The sequence below is a fragment of the Pelobacter seleniigenes DSM 18267 genome (assembly GCF_000711225.1).
GTDB classification, from domain to species: Bacteria; Desulfobacterota; Desulfuromonadia; order Desulfuromonadales; family Geopsychrobacteraceae; genus Seleniibacterium; species Seleniibacterium seleniigenes.
In genome coordinates this window covers 181,805-205,152 of record NZ_JOMG01000002.1, presented here as the reverse complement: position 1 = coordinate 205,152, position 23,348 = coordinate 181,805, and the positions used below count along the sequence as shown (strand labels likewise).

The following is a 23,348-nucleotide window of genomic DNA, read 5'->3' as shown; positions in this document are numbered from 1 at the left end:
AAAACTGTCAGAATAATGCAATGTGGGTTGCTGATGAGTTGGATAGCATCGGTCAGAGTTGTTGCATGTTGACAAAACGGTTGTCCTGACCGATGGTGAGGACAAAACGCCCCTCAATGCCGTTCTTGGTCAGGAAGGGGCGGAGTCTGGACGCGGGAAAGCGCAGCTTTTTCCCGCATTCAGTGGTGACCTGGATACTGCTGGTCTGTCCCTGGTAATAGCGCAAGTACTGGGACTGGCTCAGCCGCAAACGGAAATAAAAATGTTTTTCGCCGTTGCTCATGGTGTCTTTTACGGCCCCGGGCTGACGGCAACCCTTGGCAAATGGGAGTAACGCAGAGATGTTGATCTACAAAGTTGTTGAAACCAGCCAGGTGGACGACCAGAGCCTGGAAGACATCCTCAATACCTGGACCGCTCAGGGCTGGCAGTTCGAGGGCATGCACTTTGCCATGCGCGAAGCCAATCGCCGGCCCGGGATGGCCTTTGTCACCTTTACTCGCGAGGAAGCCGACCCATCGGTTCAGTCGGTATGATCCTCACGGTCGACATAGCTGATGGTCCGCTTGGGGTCCGAAGAGGGTGACGCCCCGCAGCGCGGACAGGTCGGCTCCAGCGAATCCTCTTCCACATAGGGATCCGTAACCAGCTCAAGTTTTTTCCCCCGACAGCTGCAAAACCATTGTCTGTGAACTGACATGCCCGCCTCCTGGTGTTTTTTCGTTGGCTGACCATTGAAAAAACATTATAGCAGGAAACCGACAGCGCCGTTCAGTAGATCAGGCCGCCTTTCTTGCGGGCTTTGCGCAGGGTTTTAAGAGCCACGTAACGGGCTTTGTCCGCCCCGGCCGCAAGGATTTTGCGGATTTCGTCAGGATTGTCGAGCAGTTCCTTGCGCTTTTCCGCGTAGGGGGCGAAAAAGTCGCGGATCGTCTCAAACAGCTCCTGTTTGACATCCCCGTAGCGCAGGCCCGGGGTTTCGTAGCGCCGGCGCAGCTCCGCAACTCCATTCTCATCCAGGAACAACCGATAAATCTGGAAGATATTGCAGGTCTCCGGGTTCTTCGGTTCCTCAACCGGGGTCGGATCGGTGACAATCCGCATCACCTGTTTGCGCAGGGCCTTTTCCTCCAGGAACAGCTCGATGGTGTTGCCGTAGCTCTTGCTCATCTTGCGTCCGTCCAGGCCGGGAATCGTCGCCAGGTCATCGTCGATATCCGGCTCGGGGAGGGTGAAGACATCGCCGTATTCGTTGTTGTATTTGATGGCGATATCCCGGGCCACCTCCAGGTGCTGCTTCTGGTCCTTGCCGACCGGCACCTTGTCGCTCTGGTAGAGCAGAATGTCTGCCGCCATCAGCACCGGATAGGCGAACAGGCCGTGGTTAGGCTTGATCCCCTGGGCAACCTTGTCCTTATAGCTGTGGCAGCGTTCCAACAGACCCATGGGGGTGAAGTTGGAGAGAATCCAGGCCAGCTCCTGCACTTCAGGGACATCCGACTGGACCCAGAAGATACTTTTCTCCGGATCAAGACCCAGGGCAAGGAAGTTTGCCGCCGCTTCAAGCGTTCCCTTCGCCAGGACCTTGCCGTCGGACAGGCTGGTCATGGCGTGGTAGTTGGCGATGAAGCAGAACAGCTCTTCCTGTTCCTGATACTCGATCATTTTTTTCATCATGCCGAAGAAATTTCCCAGATGAAGGGAACCTGAGGGTTGGATACCGGATAGGATACGCATGTGAAATCTCCTGTGTTTCCATAACGCAGGGGGCAGAAAAGGATTCTGTCCGCCGTGAATTTGAGGTGCTTATTGAAAATAGTTGGATATTTGGTTCGCTGCTGTCAATTGATGCCGGCCGACAGCTGCCGGTTTACATTGTGCTTCGTCATTGGGCCACTTCGTTCTCTTTTAACCGCTCACGGATTGCTGCAGCCGCTTCTGTCAGTGTTCAAGAAGGGTGAAGGGGAGAAACACGCTGAGGACGGTAACAAAAAATACTGGTAATGCAAATAGAAAATGTGATGAACAGGCGCTTGCCGGAGTTCACCGGGTTTGATTTGCGTTCCGGGCAACACCCCCATCCCGACCTTCCCCCGTCAAGGAGGAAGGAGAACCGCCAGCTCTGGATTTTCCTCTCCTCACTGTGAGGCTAGCCTCTGGACGATCTTTTTAGCGGTGATGACGGTAAAACTATGGGAGTTGACGGTTAAGAGCGCATTAAACTTTACGCAGGTGAAATAATAGTTTTTGCCTTGCTTTGCGATCTTTTCAACAGGGGTTGCGAGAATGATCTCTTTCAAGAATCTCTCTGTGGCCTCATCTGAATAATTGAGGATGCCAAGATTTTTTTTGATTCTTAAAAAGCCTAATTCCGTGTTTTTAAACCGCTCTGCTATGAATAGATTGAGGTCTTCGTGCATTTGGTTGTATGTCCTATTGCGGCAGATGGCCGCCAATTAGTTTTCCCGGGCTTTTAGCTCACTGAAATCACTCATGACCCACTGCCGATAGCCCGGACGTTGCTGCAGTCTTTGATACCAGAGCGAGACATTTGGCGGCAGGGGGACGGCCAATCCCTGGGAAGTTAACCGGTAAAGAACCGCACCGGCACAGATATCCGCAAGAGTTATCGAGTCTCCGGCCAGATATTGTGCATGATTCAATTCCTGTTCAATGCAGTTTAAATACTCCAGGCATTTTTGCAGCTCATTGTTGACTGCGGCCATATCTCTTTTCGGCGGCGGTGTTCAATAATAGGCTCCAAATGTCCCCATGAAGGCCGGTTGCAGGAGTAATTGAGCCCAATCCATCCAGCGTTCGTATAAGGACCGCCGATAAGGGCTCGCCGGGTACCATGTCTCATCTCCGTAACTGGCGGCCAGATAGCGTAAAATGGTGTGGGATTCCCAGATGACGTGATCGCCGTCGATCAAAACCGGAACTTTCTTCATGGGGTTGAGTCTGGAAAACTCTTCGGTATCTAACCCGCCGAACTTTCCACCCAATTCGATATGCTCATAGCCAAGGCCCAATTCTTCCAGGAACCATAAGACTTTTTGGACATTGAGAGAGGTCGATCGACCATATAATTTCATAATGCGTCTCCTTGCTCACGAACTGCTTGTCGAAAAAAATCGACGGATCAGGTCCTTTCTAGAACCAATTTCATTTTTCGGCCACCGGTCGCCTCAAAGCCATTCTCCGCATAAAAATTGACGGTTCTGGCAAACTCGGGCAGTGGCGGTGTGCAAAGCTCCAGGCGTTTCCAGCCGAGGGATTGAGCATGCTCTGCGACCTTTTTCAGGAGCATGGAACCCACCTGTTGAGACCGAAATTCCGGCTGGATATAGCATTCCTGAATAATCCCAAAGGTCCCTTCGGCGTAAAGCGCATGACTTTCACAGAGAGTCGCGAAACCAATCGGAAGCTCCGCATCACTGGAGATGGCAAGGAAAACAGTATAGTTCCCCTGTTCGATCAGGGCGCGGCACAGTTCCGTTGTCTCAGTAATGTTGACGTTGAAATGTCGCGCGCCAGTTTTGACGATGATTTCATCGGTCAGGGCTTTGGCGAAGGACGCAATGATCGGTGCATCAGAGGCAGTGGCTTGTTTGATGTGGATGCTCATTTGATGTCCAGATGTCCAAGGAGTCTGTATTGCACGCCTGATCCGGATTGACTTCGACCTGATAGGTCTGCCACGTGAAAGTTGCACCGCACGATCTGTGCGGAGTGAATCTACATTTTCTGACAATCGACTGCAAAGTCAACATGATAGTGCTCGTCGTGTCTTACCCAGGAACGTTTTTTGGAAAATTCAAGGTTCTGTTTTAGATACTCTGATTTGAGGCCACCCGGAGTTTATTCCGGGTGGCTCTTTCCAACAAACGCAGGATCGGGGGAAACCCTGGTGCTGGACATGAATTTGGATCAGGAACCTGAGGTGTTTTGCTGACCCTGTGCATGTCCTGTTTGGTTATTGGGTGTCTGAGTGGAACTGCCGGCCTTTTGTCCGGTTGTGTTTTTATGGCTTTGTCCAGATGCTGTCCCTGCAGTGTGCTGGGTCGTGTGACTGGTCATGTTTTGGGTTGCCGTGTCACTCATACCGCTTCCCATAGTGTCACTCATATCACTCCCCATGCCACCGCCATGTTCGCTGCTGCCATTACCGCCACCACCGTTTCCACCGCCGCCATTGCCACCACCGCCGTTTCCGCCGCCCCCCATGGCAAAAGCAGTCAGTCCACTACCCAATGCCAATGAGATTGTCAGGAGGATGATTGTCAACCCTTTTGCATTCATAAACAGTTGTCCTTTCTCTGGGGAGGGTGCCAGGCATCTTCCTCCCGAAAAATGGCCCGATACGGTTTTGTAGTATTCGTGGATTGTTGTGCTTATTTCAACAGGTCGGTGTTTTCATGAAGTTGTTGATAGTTGGACTTTATGCTCCTCTTTTTGGGAAAAACATGTGCTTTTATGCATTTTATTATTCCCTGGTCTGCACGCCAGAACTGTGTATTTATGCGGTTCCATTTGTTAAGGCTGGGTTTGGAATTATGCTGAAGTGCGCGATGTTGGTCAAAGATCGGCCGAGGATATCAGCGTGGCTAGAAAAGAGTTCAATATCGAGCTGGACATAAGGGAACGCCCAATGAGTTCTTCAAAAGCCAAGGACAGACTTGATCCCTATTTTTATGCCTGGAGAACCTGCCTCAACGAAAGCGAACATTCGTTAAATAGAGCCCTAACATCACCGTCAGGATTCCGATTCCTTTCAGGAACGACAAACTTTCACCAAGCAGCAGTATCCCCGCGGCGACTGAGAGAACCGGCAACAAATACAAGGAGAGAGCCACTGTGGAGGACGGTAGATGTTTCAGGCTCCAGTACCATAAGGTGAAGCCAAAGATATTACAGAGCACAGTGTAGCCGAGTATCAGCCACAGTGCCGGGGGCATGTTGGCCAATTTGGCTGGCAGGTCAGCGGACAGAGTTGGCAGCAACAGCAAAGAACTGAGAAAAAAGGAAACCGCAACCATAACCATGGCCGCATGCCGTTTAGCCAGCTCCTTGGTGATGATATTGTTCGCTGCCCAGATAATCGGCGAAAGAGTGACCAGCAACAAGCTGAGCCAATAGCCGACGCCGAAACTCTCGCGTGATAGAATGACCAGGACGATACCAGCCAGAGCGACCAGGATACTGACCATGCGCCCGGCCTTCCAACGCTCCTGACCGAGTAACACGGCGAACAGGTAGGTACACACCGGTTCGATGGCCGTGAATACCGCGGCGGTACCGACGGTCAGCTTGTTCAGACCAAAATTGAAACAGACCATTGCCATCAGCGGGCCGCACAATGTGCAGAGCAACATCAGCCGCCAGTCGTCACGAAAGAGATCGAGCACTTCTTTGTAGTGACCCGGAAGTATCCAGGCCAGCATAACTGCTCCGGCAAAGAAAAAGCGGATAAAAGAGAGTTCCGTGGGGCTGAGGACCGCAAGCAGTTGCTTGAGAAAGGCCGGCACCAGGGCCCAGGTTATTATGGTCAGCAGCAAGGCAACGTATGCCTTGGTGGCAGAGGATGTGCCGGTCATCCTGGTGATGAGACTTTTGCTTGGCTGCATGAGTCGGTCCTTCATTGTCCAGTGGGTTGCGCCAGGGGCAATATCTGAATTGGGGTGAATGTCTTTCGGGCCTCCTTGACCAACCTGGGTGGGCGGGCCAGGGACTATTCTTTTTCCGGAACGGTCAGTAGATCAAGATATGTTTGGCGGTTTTGATCTTCAAAAAAGACATTTGAGCGGTTATTCCCGCGTTGGGCGACATAAAGTGGATATCCAGGAACGACAATGCGTGCGATTCTGGCCCTAATGAAAGGATAGTGTGTCGCGGAAGAAATGCAATGAATAGGATGTCTCTGGTTTCTCTGACTAGAGGCCTGGGTCAAATATCTGGGAAACAGTTTTGGCACGGTAAAATCTCAGATCCCTCCAATTCTGCTAAATTTTGAAAAGAAATGCCCCCGGAAATTTCCAGGGGTATTCGCCATGAAATTTACCAGTCTTGAGATTTAGATTTTTTTGGTCACCGCCGCAAGCATAAAACCAAATCAACAAAACTCGGTGATCACCGTCACCCCCTTGGCTTCAAACTTATTCATATTCATCAACGCATCAATCCCTTGGTCTAAATTAATGGTTTCGCCGATTAATTTCTCAGGGGCTAGTTTGCCAGTTCGGATCATTTCTAGCATGTCATCATAACGATGAGCTTGCATCCCGTGGCTACCATAGATTTCAAGCTCATTGGCAATGACCTGACTCATCGGTATTTTTGGCGTACTGTGCCCTGCCAGCATCAGTCCAACCTGAATATGCTTCCCACGCTTCCTCAAATTGCCGATGGAATTGAAACAGGTATCAGGGTGGCCAAGGGCATCAATCGAGACATGAACGCCACCTTTGGTACTTTCCCGGATAGCCTCAACGACATTCGTACATGTGCGGGCATTCACAGCGACAACAGCACCTAATGATTCGGCTAGCGAAAGTTTATCATCTGCAATATCAACAGCCACGACATTAGCTCCCAGGGCATTGGCAATCATGATTGCAGAAAGACCAACACCGCCACATCCATGAACTGCAACCCATTGCCCGGCTGTCACATTTCCCTGATCTACGACGGCACGAAAGGATGTGACGAAACGACAGCCCAAGCTTGCGGCAGTTGCGAAATCGATCGATTCCGGCAAAGCCACAAGATTAGAATCAGCATGGTGAAGAGAGACATATTCAGCGAAGGAACCCCAATGAGTAAACCCTGGTTGAAACTGATGATCGCAAACCTGCTGATTCCCTGAAGCGCATTCCGGACAGCTGTTGCAACCACAAACAAAAGGCACTGTTACACGATCACCAGCGGTCCATTTTTTAACGTCTTTGCCTATGGCTGTAATGACGCCGGCCAACTCATGGCCCGGAACGTGGGGCAATACGATATCAGGATCATGCCCCATCCAACCATGCCAGTCACTTCGACATACGCCTGTTGCCATTACCTTGACAACGACCCCGTGGCTTTCTGGTATCGGGTCGGGAACGGACTTGATTCTCGGTGCAGTCGAAAAAGATTCGTAGATCATTGCCTTCATCTTAGGTTCCTTTCCAGAATTGGACTATAGAACTAACCGAACAGGACACTAGGCTCTCAATATAGATGAAACAGGCGGAAATTAACTTTTCTTTTTTTCTTGAGAAATAGCTTTTTGTGAAATATCCTTTCTCAAAAAAAACACAAACAGAAAGAATCATTCCTGATGAAAAAGTTTGACAAAATAGACTCTCGTATTCTTGATCGTCTGCAGCTTGACGGAAGGCTGTCCAATGCCAAATTGGCTGAGCAGATCTCACTGAGCGAGGCCCCTTGTTGGAAACGGTTGAAACGGTTGGAGGCAGAAGGTTTAATTGAAGGTTATCAGGCAAACTTGAATCGCCGCGAATTAGGATTTGGTGTTCTATCCTTCGTGCAGCTCTCCTGCACACAGCATGACGAAGATGTCACAGCGGCCTTTGAAAAAACCATCCAGTCCTGCCCTAATGTTCTCGCTTGTCACAACACGACTGGTGAGGCTGATTACTTGCTACAGGTCGTTGCTAGGGATCTGGATGATTACAGCCGATTCGTCGATCAAATATTGAGAAAACTACCGGGCATTTCGAGTATTCGTTCAAATTTATCATTACGGGAATTGAAGTCATCAAATCGGCTACCACTTACCGAGTGTTCCAACGACTGATTTTGACAATCCTTCTCCAGAATAAATGCTGCGTATTTTGCTGCGTCTATTTCTTTCAGCCAGGATGGTTTGTGTAATAACACATCATCGGCTGTCGTCAAGTGTGCTCTGGCACTGGACCAGCGACACTCCTCGACATTTTAAACCAGTCCGCTTTTGACCGGGTTACGTTCAATATAGCGGGCGACGGTCCAGAGGTATTAGCCGTTTTCGGCGAGTCACGAAAAGAAGCAATTTTGCCAGATTCGACCGCTCTGGACCAACTTGCGGTTAAGATATTGGGTATAGACCTGATTGATCAAGCCGATCCCGCGGGCCAGTGACTGTTCTTTTTCCGGAACGGCCAGTAGATGGACATGGTTATCCATCAAGCAATAGGCCCAGATTTGCAAAGCAAATGCTTTGCTGCATTTAGTCAGCAGGCCAAGATATGCCTGGCGGTCTGGATCATCAAAAAAGACCGTTGCGCAGTTATTCCCGCGTTGGGTGAGATGATGTGGATATCCGGGAGCGACGATGCGTGCGATTCTGGGCATAAGGAAAGGATAGTGGGGCGCGGAAGAAATGCAATGAATAAATAGGGGCAGTGCCCCTATTTTTTTTCTAGTTTTTTCCTTAGTTTTTTCGATTCTAATAAGTTTCAAAAAAAACAATAAGAACAAAATAAAATTTTAGTTTCTAAAGATTTACAGAATACTCTCTCCTGATTATCGTTTAAAACGATGATTTATTTAGTGTCTTGGTAGAGATGGGAATATTTTCCCGAAAAAGACAGTTCGAGGGTAATCATGGTAAACCCCTGGTTTAAGTATGAGTGATTAAATATGAAAAATACACTTTGGGAGGACGACATTGGGGCCATGGGTTGGCTACCAATCAATCGAGTAGCACAAGATCAAAATCTTATTTAACGGGAGGAAAAAATGAAAAAAAAAGCTTGGTTACCACTGTTATTGATTTTGTTGGCATGCTTGATGACATCAACAACCTACGCAGACTCACACAATAAATGGGGCTTCAACAATAAATGTGAGCACAATCAAGGATATGAAAAACCAAAACCTAAAGCAACAAGTATCTATTATAAGTGGAATGGATATGCTTTTGGAGAAATCATTCTCCCTAATGGGAAGAGTATTATAATTGACCCATACTACAAAAATGTATCCAGTAATGAATATAATTATACAGTATATTCTGACTCTAAAACAGCAGCAGATCCTGAAATAACAAAAGGGACTGATTACGTAATATTTAGCCATAATCATTTTGATCATACAAACGATTTTAGGTATCTTCTCGAGAGAAATCCTGCAGCCTATTTTATTATTCCTGCAGGAGGAGTGAATTCATTTTTTTACAATTTTGGTGTTGAAGCCAGGAACATTAACTTTCAACCTTTTGAAAATTATGACTATCTCGTTTTTCCAGATTTTACATTAGAAACTTTCAGGGCTTCTCATACTAAGAAAATCAAAACAAGCTATCCCGCCGACCTTAATGACGGAAGGTCAGCAGATGATCCACTTGCTTACCTTTTCTGGAATGAAGGAACGACAGAGTATTTCAATTTCAGAATTACTACGAACGATGGATTTGTTATCCTGATAGTCGGCGGTCAGTATAAATTAGATCCGAGAATGTACAATTATGTTGGGACTGAACCTGATCTGATGATTTATCAGATGGCAGCCGTCAATATTGGGACTGATGGTATTTATTACGGGGACAGAAGCGCACCACTTCCGGATCTGATTGCAGGATATGTCGCATCAATCAACCCTAGAGTCGCTATCCCGGGACATCATGAAAAATTCAGTGTTGACCTTATGGACAAATTCACGTCTGATCTGGCCGACTTAGTGCCAGGTACAAATTTCCCTAATCCTGAAACGCATGTATGGTATAAGCTGTCTAAACGTCCCTCAGGGAAGGTCTCTTATATGATGGAGACACCTCTGTAGTGGTGTGCCTCAGGTTTGCTCATAAATCCATTTTGGGATAATTTTTAAAGACAGACCGATAGCTTAGATTTATTGAAAGCCGATTCGCCATAGAGAATCGGCTTTTTTAGATGGTCAATTTAGTTATAGGGAGGTGGGTGAGGATTTACCCTATTGGCCTGGGATGGGATGAGTGGTAGACGCCGGAGAGGGAATTCAACAAATAGGGGGAGTATTCCGAATGGCGCTAGTTTAAGAGCAGATGGCAGCAAAACCGGGACTGTCCCCGCACGGGGGCTGTCCCAGGTCTTTGCGGTGCTAACCCCTACAGTTTCATGGCTCGCAAACTCTTGGGACAGCCCCCCGATGCCCCTGGGGACAGTCCCGAGTTTACTGCGAAGTTGCTTAAACGAGCGCCATTCGGGAATATTCCTGGTTTTTCCTGGCCAGGAAAACACAACCGGATTTGTGTTATGATGAATACCTGACTATTGCGATCTACTATGTGTTGCTGAAGGAGCATCCGCGTCGTCTGAGGCGCAAAGCATGCGAGGTCTTGATGTCATGAGCAACAAGCAAAGTCATCTTAACTCTGTTCCACGAATCCTTTACTCCTTCGCCGCTGGTTTCCTTGCGACCCTTATTTTTCACCAGCTGGCTCTGTGGCTCCTGTGGCAGGCCGGTATTGCCCCCTTCGCCCCATTCTCGATGGCGGCGACACTTCCGTTTGGGGTGCCGGCCCTTTTCTCCCTGGCATTCTGGGGCGGTGTGTGGGGGATTCTGTTCGGTTTCGTCGAAGTCCGGTTTCCCGGCCACAGCGGCTACTGGGTAACTTCGTTCCTGTTTGGGGCCGTATTGCCATCACTGGTGGCGCTTCTGATCGTGCTTCCCCTCAAGGGTCGGCCGATGGGTGGCGGCTGGAGCCCGCACCTGCTGGCCACGGCATTTCTGATCAATGGTGCATGGGGAGTCGGAACGGGCGTTTTTCTCCGATTGTTCACAAAACGCTTAGCCCACCAGCGGGAGAACTCGTCCGCGACGCCAGGATCGGTGAGGCAGCATTGGCACTAGTGTCCCGGTGCCTTCCTTGTCAGGAGAACCAAAGCAGGTTCACTACGCCAGAAAGTAACCAGATAATCACAATGTAGTATCGATTAACCTGAAGAATGGTTGAACTGCTGACATTGTAACGACTACTCATGAGCAAGCCAACTCCAGACAGGGGGCTCGCACCTATTCCAATCCCATAAGCGCTTAGAAACAAAAAAGCAAGCTGATTGGGGTTAATTCCCAGGGGAACGAGGAAAGGACTGACCAGGGCGATACTGGCAACCGGATGGACGCCTACCAATGCGATAATAATCATGAATCCACTAAAGGCCATGAATAACAGCGGAGAAAAGTGATCAATATGCAGGGACAGGGTATCCGGATAACTTTGGATGATAGCAACAACCCCGGACGAAAACACACCTGCTGCCAGAAATATTGCGAACTGGCTGGAGATATTTGCCAGACGTTCACGAATGAACAAAACACTCTGTCGTAACCGCGGTCGCTCTCTCATGAATAACAGCGCTCCGATCGGAGCAATCAGGCTGATCAGGGTAAGGATGTGGACATTTGGAAGCAACAAATGACAGAGCATGACAGTTGTCGCCAGCAGGACGGGGATAAAGAGACTGTCATATTGTAATGGATAGCCTTCGAATTCATCGCCATCCCGGAGATAAGCATCAATAGCGCTGACAATGCCAAGCAGACACGCCAAGACCAAGCCAGGGACAACGCTGTGGCTCCACTGAGATCCAGGGGCATAAATAAGGGCAACCCCTGCGGCGACAAAAAACGGCGACCAGAAAGCGGCGCCGGCTAAACCACGCATCATCGTTAAAGCCTGGGCTGGACTCAGTTGCCGTTTTTGTGAAAGGCGGTCTCCAACGATGAAAATTATAGAAATATTAATCACGGATCCGATCAGATGACAAGTCAGCAAATTGCTGATAATTCCCCTTTTCCCCTTCAAGAGCTGATCCTGACTCGAATCAGGGTTGGTCAGCGCCAAAAATGAGACAGCAACAAACATCGTCAGCAAAGGCAGGTTCCCACCACAGGCCACCTGCCAGTTTATCGATGTTTTTCTGATAAAAGCCCAAAAAATCAGAATGGCACCCAGGCCAGACAGAATCAGGGTCTGTTTGCGAGCTGCGGACTTCATGGTTGGAAAACTGATCAGCACAACAAGCCAGGCGCAAAGAGCGGGAACCCAATATGGCAACGGGGTGATTTGACCGATGAGAAAAGTGGCGGCACTTAGAAAAATAAGGTATCCGGTGAATTCGTTCCGAGAGTTGTGTGTTGCTGTTGACATGCTGTAAATCCTGTCTGTGGGCCTTTAATGAATATTGCTACAAGCACTCAAAACCCATATTGCAAGGCTGACGTGGTGGGCAATCCGGCCCAACAAAACACCATTTTTTTCTCAATGCTACCAAATAGTATATAAAAAACCACATAAGATTTCCCGTAGTCGGGATTACAGCGCAACCGAATTGGCCTCCTTCCTGAAAATCGGACAAGTCAACAGTAGGGGTTTCGGGGAAAATAACCCTCTAGGTGAGGAGGTATCTTGCCATAAAGACGGCGAAACCCGGGACACTTCCTAGTTTTCTAAGCCTTTTGGCTTCGTGTAGTTTAAGAAATAATCGTAAAATTTATAGACAAATTAGCATCCGGCTTAGTTAAATTTACGGCTCTTTTTCTTTGTCGCGGCGTTAATCTGCGGTCTTACTTGTGTGGTGTAACGGTTTCCGCCTCCGCGCAAGTCCTTGATTTTCTTGCCACAACGTAAAACCACTCGTTCTTAAACTGAAAACTTAACAATTGCCATCCAAAATACCTGGGTGGCCCCTAACTATAGGGGGCAATAAAGAAGTGAGAGGGACGATTGAAAACCTCGGGCAGGTGGTGTAAACATTTAAACTGTTTGATTTTTTATGCCCCACTTGCTGCCTGTTAAGGAACGAATTTTTCATGTCATGTCAATTCACGCATCGTGTTTTTTCTCTGCTCCTGGTTTGCGTCACCCTGGTACTGCTGCAGTTCCCGACCTCGGGCTGGGCTTTGTCTCCCCGGCTGGAGGATGCGGGCTTGTTGCAGCTGCCGCGGCAGAGTGTTGTGGTGGGCACCAACAAGCCCTATGTGATCGGCTGGGACGAAACGTTGATGGAGATCGCTCGGCGGGCGGGCCTTGGGTTCAATGCCCTGGTTAACGCCAACCCGGGAGTGGATGAGTGGCAACCGCGTTTCGGGACCGAGTTGACCCTGCCATACGCAACCATTGTCCCGGCGGATCTGCCGTTGGGGATTACCATCAATCTGGCTGAATATCGACTCTATTTGATTGAGAAGGATGGCGCTGAGCAGCGGGTGAGGATTTACCCCATTGGCCTGGGGCGGGAAGGGTGGCAGACCCCGGAAGGGGAGTTCCGCATTATCTCCAGCATTGCCAACCCGAGCTGGACCCGGCCGGAGACCATCCGCGCCGAAGAACCGGATACGCCGAACGTGATTGCTGCTGGGCCGGATAACCCGCTGGGAACGCACTGGCTGGGGTTGTCTTTGCCGGGTTACGGGATTCACGGGACCAATCGCCCTTACGGGGTCGGGCGGCGGGTCAGTCATGGCTGTATCCGGCTGTATCCGGGGGATATCGATGACCTGGCCGGGCGGGTCGGACGGGGGACTCCGGTGAAGATCATCTATCGGCCGATCAAGCTGGCGATCAAGGACAATCGCCTGTTGCTGGAAGCGCACCCCGACTACCTGAAACGGGGCGACTGGAGCGTGGCGGAGATGTTGAAACGCGCCAGCGCGCTGGGTTGGCAAGGGGAACTCGATATGACGCTGATCAGGCAGGCAATCGAACAGGCCCAGGGAATCCCTGTGCCTGTTGCGGAACTGAAATGAACCGGGACCGGCACTGTGCCGGTCCCGCTTGCGAGGTATGACTATTTTTGCTGGGACATTTCAAACGCTCTGGCAGCTTTGTCAGCGCTGGCTTCAGCCCTGGCGGCAGAGGCTTCGGCGCGTTTGGCGGCGCTGTCTGCCTTGTCGGCAGAGGACATGGCCGACGTTGCTGCTGCTTCCGCTTTGCCTGCGGCGCTTTCAGCGCGTTTGGCGGCTGCTTCCGCGCGATCAGCGGACATGCCGGCCGATTGACGGGCGCTTTCAGCGGCGCTGACCGCCTGGTCCAGCTTGGCCTGATCGCTTTCGGAAAGTTTGGCGACACAGCCGGACATCAGTAACATCCCTAACCCGGCGGTACCCAGAAAAAGTCCTATTCGTTTCATTGAGACCTCCTTTAATGAGTTGACATGGTTTATGAAAGTTCTATCATCCCACGCCCGGAAGTCAATCACCTGGGCAAGAATAAAGGGCGCGGAAACCCTACGCGCCCTTTGCTAAGTTGTCGAAAAAGTCCCTCCCGGAACCTTTTCACATGCTGGTGATTGCCCACTTTATGGGCTGAGCAGGCGGTTGTTCAACAACCCACTCACTGCCTACTGTTGTTGCTGGTTCATCATCGAGGCGAGTTGCAGCAGCTGCTGCAGGTCCATGCCGCTTTCCTTGAGGATTTGCAGCAGCACCGGGAACAGCTGCATCATGAAGCCGGGCTCCTGCATGACTTCGCGGGACAGTTCCGGCAGGGCTTCAAGGATGAAGCTTTTTTTCTCTGCTATGGGCAAGGCCAGTACGGCTGATTTTAATTCTTCGACGGTCACTACGGTAAACTCCATTTCTCTGTTAAAAGTCAGGCTGAAAACGCGATTTTGAATACCTCGGGGTATTCCTTGACAAAGTGAACCTCCAGCCCCTCTCTGAGGTAGGCTGGCAAATCTTCATAATCCTTTTTATTTTCATTGGGGAAAATCAGGGCTTTCAAACCGGCCCGCCGGGCCGCAATGGTTTTTTCCTTAACCCCGCCGATGGGCAGCACCCGGCCGGTCAGGGACAGTTCCCCGGTCATGCCCAGCTTGCGTCTGACCGATTTGTTGAGGATCATCGACAGCAGGGCTGTGGTCATGGTGATCCCGGCTGAGGGGCCGTCTTTTGGAGTGGCCCCGGCCGGGACGTGCAGGTGGATGAAATGGCTGTCGAAATAGTCTGCATCGATCTGGTAGTCCTGCAAATGTCCCATGACATAGGAGTAGGCGATCTCCGAGCTTTCCACCATGACCTTGCCGAGCTGACCGGTCTGCTTGAAGCCTTTGTTCTTGCTGGTCATGGAGGTGGCTTCGATCTGCAGGGTGGCGCCGCCCATGCGGGTCCAGGCCAGGCCGGTGACCACGCCCGGGGCGTCCTTGATCAGCTCTTCGTCACCGAAGACCGGTTTGCTCAGGTAGTCCTCCACCTCCTTCTTGGTGACGGTGAGTTTGTCGGTACGGCCTTCGGCGAAGGCCATGGTCGCCTTGCGCATGATCTTCTTGATCTTGTTCTCCAGCCCCCGCACCCCGGCCTCGCGGGCATAGCGATCGACGATATCGGCCAGGGCCGATTTGTTGATGCTGACCTGGGACCTGTTCAAACCGTGGCTCTTGAGGGCCTTGGGCACCAGGTAGCGGCGGGCGATCTCGAGTTTCTCTTCGAGGATATAGCCGGACAGGCGAATCACTTCCATCCGGTCGAGCAACGGCGCCGGGATGGTGTCGAGCTGGTTGGCGGTGGCGATGAACAGCACGTTGGACAGGTCAAAGGGGACGTCCAGGTAGTGATCGCGGAAAGCGCCGTTCTGTTCCGGGTCGAGCACTTCAAGCAGGGCCGAAGCCGGATCGCCCTGGAAGGAGGCACCGATCTTGTCGATTTCGTCGAGCATCAGCACCGGGTTGGCGGTGCCGGCGCTTTTCATGGCCTGGATGGCTTTGCCCGGCATGGCGCCGATATAGGTCCGGCGGTGCCCCTTGATTTCCGCTTCGTCGCGCATGCCGCCGACGGAGAACCGGTAAAATTTCCGCTTTAAAGCGTCGGCGATGCTTTTGCCGATAGAGGTCTTGCCGACCCCGGGCGGTCCGACCAGGCAGAGGATGGAGCCGGAGATATCGCCTTTCATCTTGCCGACGGCGATGAACTCGAGAATCCGCTCCTTGACGTCTTCGAGTCCGTAGTGGTCGCGGTCAAGGACCCGGCGGGCCCGTTTCAGGTCGTAGGAGTCCTTGCTGAATTTGCCCCAGGGGAGGACGGTCAGCCAATCGAGATAGTTGCGGCTGACCGTATATTCCGGTGACGAAGGTTCAATGAGCTGCAGCTTCTGGATTTCTTCATCGACCGCCTTCTGGGCCTCGTCGTTCAGGGTCAGGTTTTTGAGGCGTTGCTGGAATTTTTCGATCTCCGAGGTTTTGCCCTCTTTTTCCAGCCCCAGCTCCTTCTTGATCGCTTTGAACTGCTCACGCAAAAAGAACTCGCGCTGCTGCTTGGAGATCTTTTCCTCGATCTGCTGGGAAATTTTGGTCTGCAGCCGCGAGACCTCGAGCTCCTTTTTCAGTAGCACCAGGACCTTGTCGATGCGGCGGTGGATATCGAAGGTTTCCAGTACCTCCTGCAGTTCGAAGCCGTCGGCGTTGGTCAGGTTGGCGGCAAAGTCGGTGAGCCGGGCCGGGTCGTCCATGCTGGAGCGGCCAAGGAACAGTTTGATCTCCTCGGAATAGAGAGGGTTGATCTGGACCAGCTCTTTGAGAGTCGAGATGATCGCCATGGAATAGGCTTTCAACTCCGGGTTATTGGTGTAGGCCGGACTCAGGAAATAGGTGACATCGGCAAAGATGACATCGTTGATCTCCAGCACATCGTCGATGCTGAAGCGTTCCAGGCTGTTGACCAGCACATGGGCGCTGTCCTTTTCGGTGTGGATCAGCTTGAGAATCTTGGCCGCCACCCCGACCTTCTGCAGGTTGGTGGTGGAGTCGTCGTCTTCCAGATCCTGGACCATAACCAGGCCGATGGACTGGGATTCGGTTTCCATGGCCTGCTTGATGGTGCGGACCCGGGCTTCACCGTTGACAGTCAGCGGAATGATGACGCCGGGAAAAGCCGGCCGCGGGCGCAACGGAATCAGCGGCAGGCGGGAGGGCAGAAAATCCCGGGCCAGGACCAGGCCGTCATCGGGCACGGCGTGGACATCGGCATCGGTCTCAACTTCTATCTCATATTCAATCGAGTCATCGTGGTCTTCAAAATTATCATGCATTGACTATATCTCCCTTCGGAATCGAGGCTGGGAGGGGGCATTCGCGGAAGCCCTCCTGACTGAAAAATCAGTCGTTCTCGTTATTGCTCCGTTTAGCGTGTTGCCTGCGGAAACCTTGGCAGGCAACCGTTTCGTTTTCAGATTGGCAACGAGCAATTTTTTGCTGTGGCCAGGACATCAAAGGCTTGCGCGGAAGCGTAGTGTTTTACGCTGCCCAAGTCAGTCCGTTGATTGACGTGACCACAGTGAAAAGAGCCGTTGCCGGTTGAAAACCAGCGTGTTGCCTGCGGAAACCTTGGCAGGCAACCTTTTCGTTTTCAGATTGGCAACGAGCAATTTTTTGCTGTAGCCAGGACATCAAGGGCTTGCGCTGAAGCGTAGTGTTTTACGCTGCCCAAGTCAGTCCGTTGATTGACGTGACCACAGTGAAAAGAGCCGTTGCCGGCTGAAAACCAGCGTGTTGCCTGCGGAAACCTTGGCAGGCAACCTTTTCGTTTTCAGATTGGCAACGAGCAATTTTTTGCTTTGGCCAGAAAATCAAGGGCTTGCGCGGAAGCGTAGTGCTATACGCTGCACAAGTAAGCCCGCTGCTTGACGCCGCCACAGTGAAAAAGGGCCGTTGCCGGCTGAAAACAAGCTAAGCAATTGAAAAGATAATAATATCAAACTTTACTTGTCAAGATTTGCAGCCCCGGAAAAAGTTTCCCGGTCATTTTTTTCCCCTGTTGCAATCTTCCCGTTTCAAGGTGGTTGCGCAAACCCGGCCAGCTTCTCCCCAGCATCCCACGCCTGGCTCCGGCCGTCCAGCCCTTCCTTTTCCCGTTTCCCGGCCGAAGGATAAAGCTGCTTCTGTTTTCGTCCTGGCTGTGGAATAATTCAGCAAATTGAAACCGAGAAAGGCATTTATCCACATGACGGAAAAAAAAGAACAGGTCTACCTGGTTGACGGCTCATCCTATATCTATCGGGCTTATTTTGCTATTCGCCATCTCTCCAATTCCAAAGGGGAGGCGACCAACGCGGTCTACGGCTTTACCAATATGCTGCTGACCCTGCTGCGCGACCAGCAACCCGACCATATTGCGGTGATCTTCGACAGCAAAGGCCCGACTTTTCGGAAAGAGCTGTATCCCGAATACAAGGCCAACCGGGCGGCCATGCCCGATGACCTGATCCCGCAGATTCCGCAGATCAAGGATGTGGTGCGGGCCTTCAACCTGCCCGCGCTGGAGCTGTCCGGCTACGAGGCGGACGATATCATCGCCACGTTGGCCAAACGCTATGCCGAGCAGGGATTCGCGGTGACCGTGGTCACCGGGGACAAAGACCTGATGCAGATCGTCAGCGACGAGGTCCGCCTGCTCGATACCATGAAAGGGAAGATCTCCGGGCGCCAGGAAGTGATCGAACGCTTCGGCGTACCGCCGGAGCAGGTGCTGGAGGTCCTCGGCCTGGCCGGTGACAGCTCCGACAATATTCCGGGGGTGCCGGGGATCGGCGAAAAGACCGCCGCCGGATTGATCCAGGAGTTTGGCAGCATTGACAACCTGTTGGCCAATATCGATCAGGTGAAAGGGAAGAAACGCCAGGAGAACCTGCGCGAGTTCGCCGACCAGGCGCGGCTGTCGCGCAAGCTGGCCGACCTGGTTTACGATCTGGATATTAACCTGAGCGCCGAGGAACTGGCCCTGGGCGAACCGAACCGGGAGGCCCTGGAAGAGCTGTTCCGCAAGTTCGAGTTCAATAAATTGGCCCAGGAGTTTGCGGCCCTGCCGCAGCGTGCCGAAGTGGATGCCGATTACCGGACCGTGCTCAGCGAGGCCGATCTGGATGAGCTGATTGCGGAGCTGCGCCAGGCCAAACGTTTTGCCATCGATACCGAAACCACCAGCCTCAATGCGGTTCAGGCGGAACTGGTCGGACTGTCCTTTGCGGTCCGCGCCAACCACGGCTGGTACGTTCCGGTCGGCCATCGCTACCTGGGCGTGCCTGACCAATTGGAGCAGTCCCTGGTGCTGGAGCGGCTGCGGCCGTTGCTGGAGGACGACGCCTGTAAAAAGGTCGGACAGAACATCAAGTACGATGCCCTGGTGCTGCTCAATGCCGGCGTGGAGCTGGCCGGGGTGGAGATCGACACCATGGTCCTCTCCTACGTCATCTACCCGGAAGCCAAATCCCACGGTCTGGATGCCCTGGCCCTGGAACACCTGAACCATCGGATGATCCCCTATTCCGAAATGACCGGCACGGGCAAGAAGCAGATCTGCTTCAGCGAAGTGGAGGTGGAACGGGCCACGGTGTATGCCGCCGAAGATGCCGATATCACCCTGCAGCTGGCGGAAAAACTCCTCGCCGAGCTGCCGGAAGGGGCGCCGCACAAGCTCTTTTACGAAGTCGAGATGCCTCTGGTCGCGGTGTTGACCCGGATGGAATGGAGCGGCATCCGCATCGATGCGGAATTTCTGGGTGGACTCTCCGGGGAAATGGGCGAGAAACTGGTCGACCTGGAAAAGGAAATTCACGCCCTGGCCGGCGGCCCGTTCAACATTAATTCGCCCAAGCAACTCGGCGAGGTGCTGTTTGAAAAGCTCAGCCTGCCGAAAGGGAAGAAGACCAAGACCGGCTGGTCGACCAATGTGGAGGTGCTGACCGCTCTGGCCCATGATCACGAGATCGCTGCGAAGATCCTCGATTACCGCTCGCTGAGCAAGCTCAAGAATACCTATTCCGATGCCTTGCCGAAGCTGATCAACCCGGCCACCGGGCGGTTGCACACCTCCTTCAACCAGACCGTCACGGCCACCGGGCGGCTCTCGTCGAGCGATCCCAACCTGCAGAATATCCCGATTCGGACTACCGAGGGGCGGCGCATCCGGGAAGCCTTCATCCCGGAGCAGGACTGGGTGCTGATTTCGGCCGACTATTCCCAGGTCGAACTGCGGGTCATGGCGCACATGGCCGATGTGGCCGGACTTAAGGAGAGCTTTGCCGCGGGCGAGGATATCCACAAGCGTACCGCCGGGGAGATCTTCAATGTCTTTCCGGAAATGGTCACTGACGAAATGCGCCGTCAGGCCAAGACCATCAACTTCGGTGTGCTCTACGGCATGGGCGCGTTCAGCCTGGGCAAGGACCTGGGCATCAGCCGGGCCGAAGCCCAGCAATTCATCGATCATTATTTCGAACGTTACCCGGCCGTGCTGCAATACCTGGAAGACAAGAAGACCGAGGCTCGTGAGCATCAGTATGTGACCACCCTGCTCGGGCGGCACTGCGCCATTCCCGAGATCAACAGCAAAAACGGCGCGGTGCGCAGTTACGCCGAACGCAACGCCATCAATTACCCGATTCAGGGCAGCGCCGCGGATATCATCAAGGTGGCCATGGTCAATATCGACCGGAGGCTGCGCGCCGAGCAGCTGCAGTGCCGCATGCTGCTGCAGGTCCACGATGAACTGGTCTTCGAAGCCCCGGCCGCCGAGCTTGAGGCGGTCTGTGAGCTGATTCGCGCGGAGATGGAAGGGGCCGTTTCCCTCGACCTGCCGCTGCGGGTTGATCTCGGCTCGGGCGCGAACTGGGCGCAGGCTCACTGATCCGGCCTTATACCTCTTCTGATTGACCAACGGCCCCGCTCAGGCTCTTCTGCGCGGGGCTTTTTTCGTGCCCGCTTTCGCCTTGGCTGAAGCCTGTGCTATTTTATAAGACAAGTCGAGGGGGCTGCCAGGTTTTGACCCTGCGGTGATTTTCGATTTATTTGCGTACAGAAACGACGGATACCGCTATGAATTTCAAACGTTTCAAAAACAAAGCAACCTGCCCGGAACTGACCGATGCGCCTCCCTTGGGGATGGACGCCGATTCGCTGGGCGACGACTTTCGCAGTTATTATACCTACAACCTGGGGCGTGACCGGAATTGCCGGCTGACCCACTATGCCTATGAAGCCCTGGCCCTGACCGTGCGCGACCGGCTCATGGAACGCTGGAAAAATACCCGCTATGCCTATGAAGAGAGCGACTGCAAACGCGCCTACTACCTGTCCCTGGAGTTCCTGATGGGGCGCTCCCTGGGGAATGCGGTGCATAATCTGGGGATCGAAAAAGAGGTCGCTGACGCCTTGCACGAGGTCTATCTCGACATGGAGGAACTGGCGGATATCGAGCCGGACGCCGGGCTCGGTAACGGCGGCCTCGGCCGGCTGGCCGCATGCTTCCTCGATAGCTGCGCAACCCTGCAATTACCGGTGATGGGCTACGGCATCCGCTATGAATACGGCATGTTCCGCCAGCATATCAAAAACGGCTACCAGATCGAGGAGCCGGATCACTGGCTCGCCTCGTCCAACTGCTGGGAACTGGAACGCCCCGAATATCGGCAACGGATCAAATTCGGCGGGCGCAGCGAGTTCTACAACGATGCCTCGGGCAAGCTGCGGGTCCGCTGGGTCGACACCCGTGATGTTCTGGCCATGCCCTACGATGTGCCGATTCCCGGCTATCGCAATGAAACGGTCAATACCCTGCGGCTGTGGAAGGCCGTGGCCACCGAAGAATTCGACCTGGATGAATTTAACTCCGGCGATTATGCCGGCTCGGTCGCAGCCAAAAACGAGGCGGAAAAAATCACCATGGTCCTCTATCCCAACGATGCCAGCGAGAACGGCAAGGATCTGCGCCTGCGCCAGCAGTATTTTCTCGCTTCCGCCAGTTTGCAGGACGTTTTCGAACGCTGGGCCGGGGTGAAGGGGAAACATCTCAAGGAATTCGCCGAAAAGAACTGTTTTCAGCTCAACGACACCCATCCCAGTATTGCCGTCGCCGAACTGATGCGGCTGTTGCTGGACCGGCACGGGCTGGAGTGGAAGGACGCCTGGGATATCACCCAGCAGACCATGGCCTATACCAACCATACCCTGTTACCCGAAGCTTTGGAAAAGTGGCCGGTGCGCCTGTTTCAGACGGTGCTGCCCCGGCTGCTCGACATCATTTATGAAATCAACGCCCGCTTCTTAAGTCAGGTGGCGCAACGCTGGCCCGGCGATCAGGAGCGTCAGCGGCGCATGTCCCTGATCGAAGAAGGACCGGAACCGCAGGTGCGGATGGCCTATCTGGCGATTGTCGGCAGTTTTTCCGTGAACGGGGTTGCCGAACTCCATTCGCAGCTTTTGCGCGAAGGGCTGTTCCGTGATTTTTACGAGCTCTGGCCGGAGAAGTTCAACAACAAGACCAACGGGGTAACCCAGCGGCGCTGGCTGGCCTATGCTAATCCCGGCTTGAATCAGCTGATCAGCAGTAAGATCGGCAATGGCTGGGTGACCGAGCTCGACCAGCTCAGCCGGTTGAAGCCTTTAGCGGAGAACCCTGAGTTCAGGGACGAGTGGCAGCGGGTCAAGTACAACAACAAGCAGCGCCTGGCGCAACTGGTCAAGGACGAGTGTAAGGTGACCTTCAACCCTGAAGCGCTGTTTGATGTCCAGGTGAAGAGGATTCACGAATACAAGCGGCAGTTGCTCAATGTGCTGCACGTGATCCACCTGTATGACCGGATCAAACGGGATGATGTCGCAGACTGGACCCCGCGCTGCGTGCTGATCGGCGGCAAAGCAGCCCCTGGCTATCAGATGGCCAAGCTGATCATCAAGCTGATCAGTAATGTCTCGATCATGGTCAACAACGATCCCCAGGTCGGGGATTTGCTCAAGGTGGCCTTCTTCCCCAATTACCGGGTTTCGGCCATGGAGGTTATCGCTCCGGGCGCCGATCTGTCCGAGCAGATATCGACCGCCGGCAAAGAGGCTTCCGGGACCGGCAACATGAAATTCATGCTCAACGGCGCGCTGACCATCGGCACCCTGGACGGCGCCAATATCGAAATCCGCGAGGAGGTCGGAGCCGACAACTTTTTCCTCTTCGGGCTGACTGCTGCGGAAGTCGAGGCCCTGCGTCCGCACTATGATCCCAGCGGCATTATTGCGGGGAACGAGGACCTCCAGCGGGTCATGAACCTGCTCAAGCATGGCCATTTCAACCAGTTTGAAGCGGGGATTTTCGATCCGTTGATTGCGGCCATTGAAAGTCCTTACGACCCCTGGCTGACGGCGGCGGATTTTGCCTCCTATGTTACGGCGCAGCAACAGGTCGCCTCGGCCTATCGGGATCGGGCCGGCTGGACGCGGATGAGTATTCTCAACACGGCCAGCGGCGGCAAGTTTTCGACTGATCGGACCATGCGTGAGTATAATCGGGAGATCTGGCGTTTGCCGAAAATCGCCAACGGGGTCGATGCCGAGTTGGACAGGAAGTTCCATCCCGAATCGATCCTCGATGCGCCGGTTTCCTGATCAGCACCTCTCGGCAACCGG

At 52.9% G+C, this 23,348-nt stretch carries 21 protein-coding genes and 2 pseudogenes; 8 read left to right on the top strand and 15 right to left on the bottom strand.

The window, feature by feature from the left end:
* Positions 1-52: 52 nt before the first annotated feature.
* Positions 53-283 (bottom strand): DUF2835 family protein, encoded by a 231-nt coding sequence (locus tag N909_RS0103560; protein ID WP_029911511.1) that lies wholly within the window; start codon positions 281-283, stop codon positions 53-55.
* 58 nt (positions 284-341) lie between these two features.
* Between N909_RS0103560 and N909_RS0103555 the strand changes: the two genes are divergently transcribed.
* Positions 342-536 (top strand): hypothetical protein, encoded by a 195-nt coding sequence (locus N909_RS0103555; RefSeq protein WP_029911508.1) that lies wholly within the window; start codon positions 342-344, stop codon positions 534-536.
* Here the strand turns inward: N909_RS0103555 and N909_RS25540 are convergent.
* From N909_RS25540 to N909_RS26465, 7 genes and pseudogenes are all read right to left on the bottom strand, one after another.
* A complete protein-coding gene (locus tag N909_RS25540; protein ID WP_155005854.1) occupies positions 524-700 on the bottom strand; it encodes a hypothetical protein in 177 nt (58 codons plus the stop codon). The two genes, N909_RS0103555 and N909_RS25540, sit on opposite strands and share 13 nt — an antisense overlap.
* Before the next feature lie 71 nt (positions 701-771).
* Entirely contained in the window at positions 772-1,737 is a 966-nt protein-coding gene (trpS, locus tag N909_RS0103545; protein ID WP_029911505.1) for a tryptophan--tRNA ligase, read from the bottom strand.
* 401 nt (positions 1,738-2,138) lie between these two features.
* Complete coding sequence (locus tag N909_RS0103540; RefSeq protein WP_029911502.1) at positions 2,139-2,420, bottom strand: DUF3781 domain-containing protein; 282 nt, start codon at positions 2,418-2,420, stop codon at positions 2,139-2,141.
* Positions 2,421-2,456: 36 nt separating this feature from the next.
* Positions 2,457-2,729: pseudogene (locus N909_RS25995) on the bottom strand (glutathione S-transferase family protein); the annotation flags it as partial.
* 18 nt (positions 2,730-2,747) lie between these two features.
* Positions 2,748-3,095 (bottom strand): glutathione S-transferase family protein, encoded by a 348-nt coding sequence (locus N909_RS25990; protein ID WP_211253916.1) that lies wholly within the window; start codon positions 3,093-3,095, stop codon positions 2,748-2,750.
* 47 nt (positions 3,096-3,142) lie between these two features.
* Complete coding sequence (locus N909_RS0103530; protein WP_029911499.1) at positions 3,143-3,628, bottom strand: GNAT family N-acetyltransferase; 486 nt, start codon at positions 3,626-3,628, stop codon at positions 3,143-3,145.
* A 110-nt stretch (positions 3,629-3,738) separates the two neighbouring features.
* Positions 3,739-3,843: pseudogene (locus tag N909_RS26465) on the bottom strand (penicillin-insensitive murein endopeptidase); the annotation flags it as partial.
* A gap of 183 nt (positions 3,844-4,026) precedes the next feature.
* Between N909_RS26465 and N909_RS25895 the strand changes: the two are divergent.
* Positions 4,027-4,263, top strand: a complete 237-nt coding sequence (locus N909_RS25895) for a hypothetical protein (protein WP_162179105.1) — start codon at positions 4,027-4,029, stop codon at positions 4,261-4,263.
* A gap of 449 nt (positions 4,264-4,712) precedes the next feature.
* Here N909_RS25895 and N909_RS0103520 read toward each other — a convergent pair whose 3' ends face one another.
* Both N909_RS0103520 and N909_RS0103515 read right to left on the bottom strand, forming a co-directional pair.
* A complete protein-coding gene (locus N909_RS0103520) occupies positions 4,713-5,627 on the bottom strand; it encodes a DMT family transporter (RefSeq protein WP_029911493.1) in 915 nt (304 codons plus the stop codon).
* A 485-nt stretch (positions 5,628-6,112) separates the two neighbouring features.
* The gene (locus N909_RS0103515; protein ID WP_029911490.1) at positions 6,113-7,156 is read right to left on the bottom strand and encodes a zinc-dependent alcohol dehydrogenase family protein; all 1,044 of its coding nucleotides are present in this window, start codon (positions 7,154-7,156) and stop codon (positions 6,113-6,115) included.
* A gap of 165 nt (positions 7,157-7,321) precedes the next feature.
* Between N909_RS0103515 and N909_RS0103510 the strand changes: the two genes are divergently transcribed.
* Positions 7,322-7,801 (top strand): Lrp/AsnC family transcriptional regulator, encoded by a 480-nt coding sequence (locus tag N909_RS0103510; RefSeq protein ID WP_029911487.1) that lies wholly within the window; start codon positions 7,322-7,324, stop codon positions 7,799-7,801.
* Between the two features lie 218 nt (positions 7,802-8,019).
* Here the strand turns inward: N909_RS0103510 and N909_RS26130 are convergent, their stop codons facing one another.
* A complete protein-coding gene (locus N909_RS26130) occupies positions 8,020-8,337 on the bottom strand; it encodes a transposase (protein WP_051689494.1) in 318 nt (105 codons plus the stop codon).
* 387 nt (positions 8,338-8,724) lie between these two features.
* On the opposite strand from N909_RS26130, the gene N909_RS0103500 reads away from it, so the two are divergent.
* A complete protein-coding gene (locus tag N909_RS0103500) occupies positions 8,725-9,765 on the top strand; it encodes an MBL fold metallo-hydrolase (protein ID WP_051689493.1) in 1,041 nt (346 codons plus the stop codon).
* A 525-nt stretch (positions 9,766-10,290) separates the two neighbouring features.
* A complete protein-coding gene (locus N909_RS0103495) occupies positions 10,291-10,815 on the top strand; it encodes a hypothetical protein (RefSeq protein WP_211253915.1) in 525 nt (174 codons plus the stop codon).
* Positions 10,816-10,834: 19 nt separating this feature from the next.
* On the opposite strand, the gene N909_RS0103490 is transcribed toward N909_RS0103495, so the two are convergent.
* On the bottom strand, positions 10,835-12,115 hold the full coding sequence (locus N909_RS0103490; protein WP_029911477.1) for a hypothetical protein: 1,281 nt from the start codon (positions 12,113-12,115) through the stop codon (positions 10,835-10,837).
* Between the two features lie 662 nt (positions 12,116-12,777).
* On the opposite strand from N909_RS0103490, the gene N909_RS0103485 reads away from it, so the two are divergent.
* The gene (locus tag N909_RS0103485) at positions 12,778-13,713 is read left to right on the top strand and encodes a L,D-transpeptidase family protein (RefSeq protein ID WP_029911474.1); all 936 of its coding nucleotides are present in this window, start codon (positions 12,778-12,780) and stop codon (positions 13,711-13,713) included.
* Between the two features lie 41 nt (positions 13,714-13,754).
* Here the strand turns inward: N909_RS0103485 and N909_RS24355 are convergent, their stop codons facing one another.
* The 3 genes from N909_RS24355 to lon form a co-directional block, all read right to left on the bottom strand.
* A complete protein-coding gene (locus tag N909_RS24355; protein ID WP_051689492.1) occupies positions 13,755-14,096 on the bottom strand; it encodes a hypothetical protein in 342 nt (113 codons plus the stop codon).
* Between the two features lie 210 nt (positions 14,097-14,306).
* Positions 14,307-14,543: a hypothetical protein gene (locus N909_RS0103475; RefSeq protein WP_245613567.1), complete on the bottom strand. Its 237-nt coding sequence runs from the start codon at positions 14,541-14,543 to the stop codon at positions 14,307-14,309.
* Between the two features lie 14 nt (positions 14,544-14,557).
* Positions 14,558-16,987, bottom strand: a complete 2,430-nt coding sequence (lon, locus tag N909_RS0103470; RefSeq protein ID WP_029911459.1) for an endopeptidase La — start codon at positions 16,985-16,987, stop codon at positions 14,558-14,560.
* A 911-nt stretch (positions 16,988-17,898) separates the two neighbouring features.
* On the opposite strand from lon, the gene polA reads away from it, so the two are divergent.
* A complete protein-coding gene (gene polA, locus N909_RS0103460) occupies positions 17,899-20,580 on the top strand; it encodes a DNA polymerase I (protein ID WP_029911456.1) in 2,682 nt (893 codons plus the stop codon).
* 188 nt (positions 20,581-20,768) lie between these two features.
* A complete protein-coding gene (locus N909_RS0103455) occupies positions 20,769-23,327 on the top strand; it encodes a glycogen/starch/alpha-glucan phosphorylase (RefSeq protein WP_084167412.1) in 2,559 nt (852 codons plus the stop codon).
* Positions 23,328-23,348 lie beyond the last annotated feature (21 nt).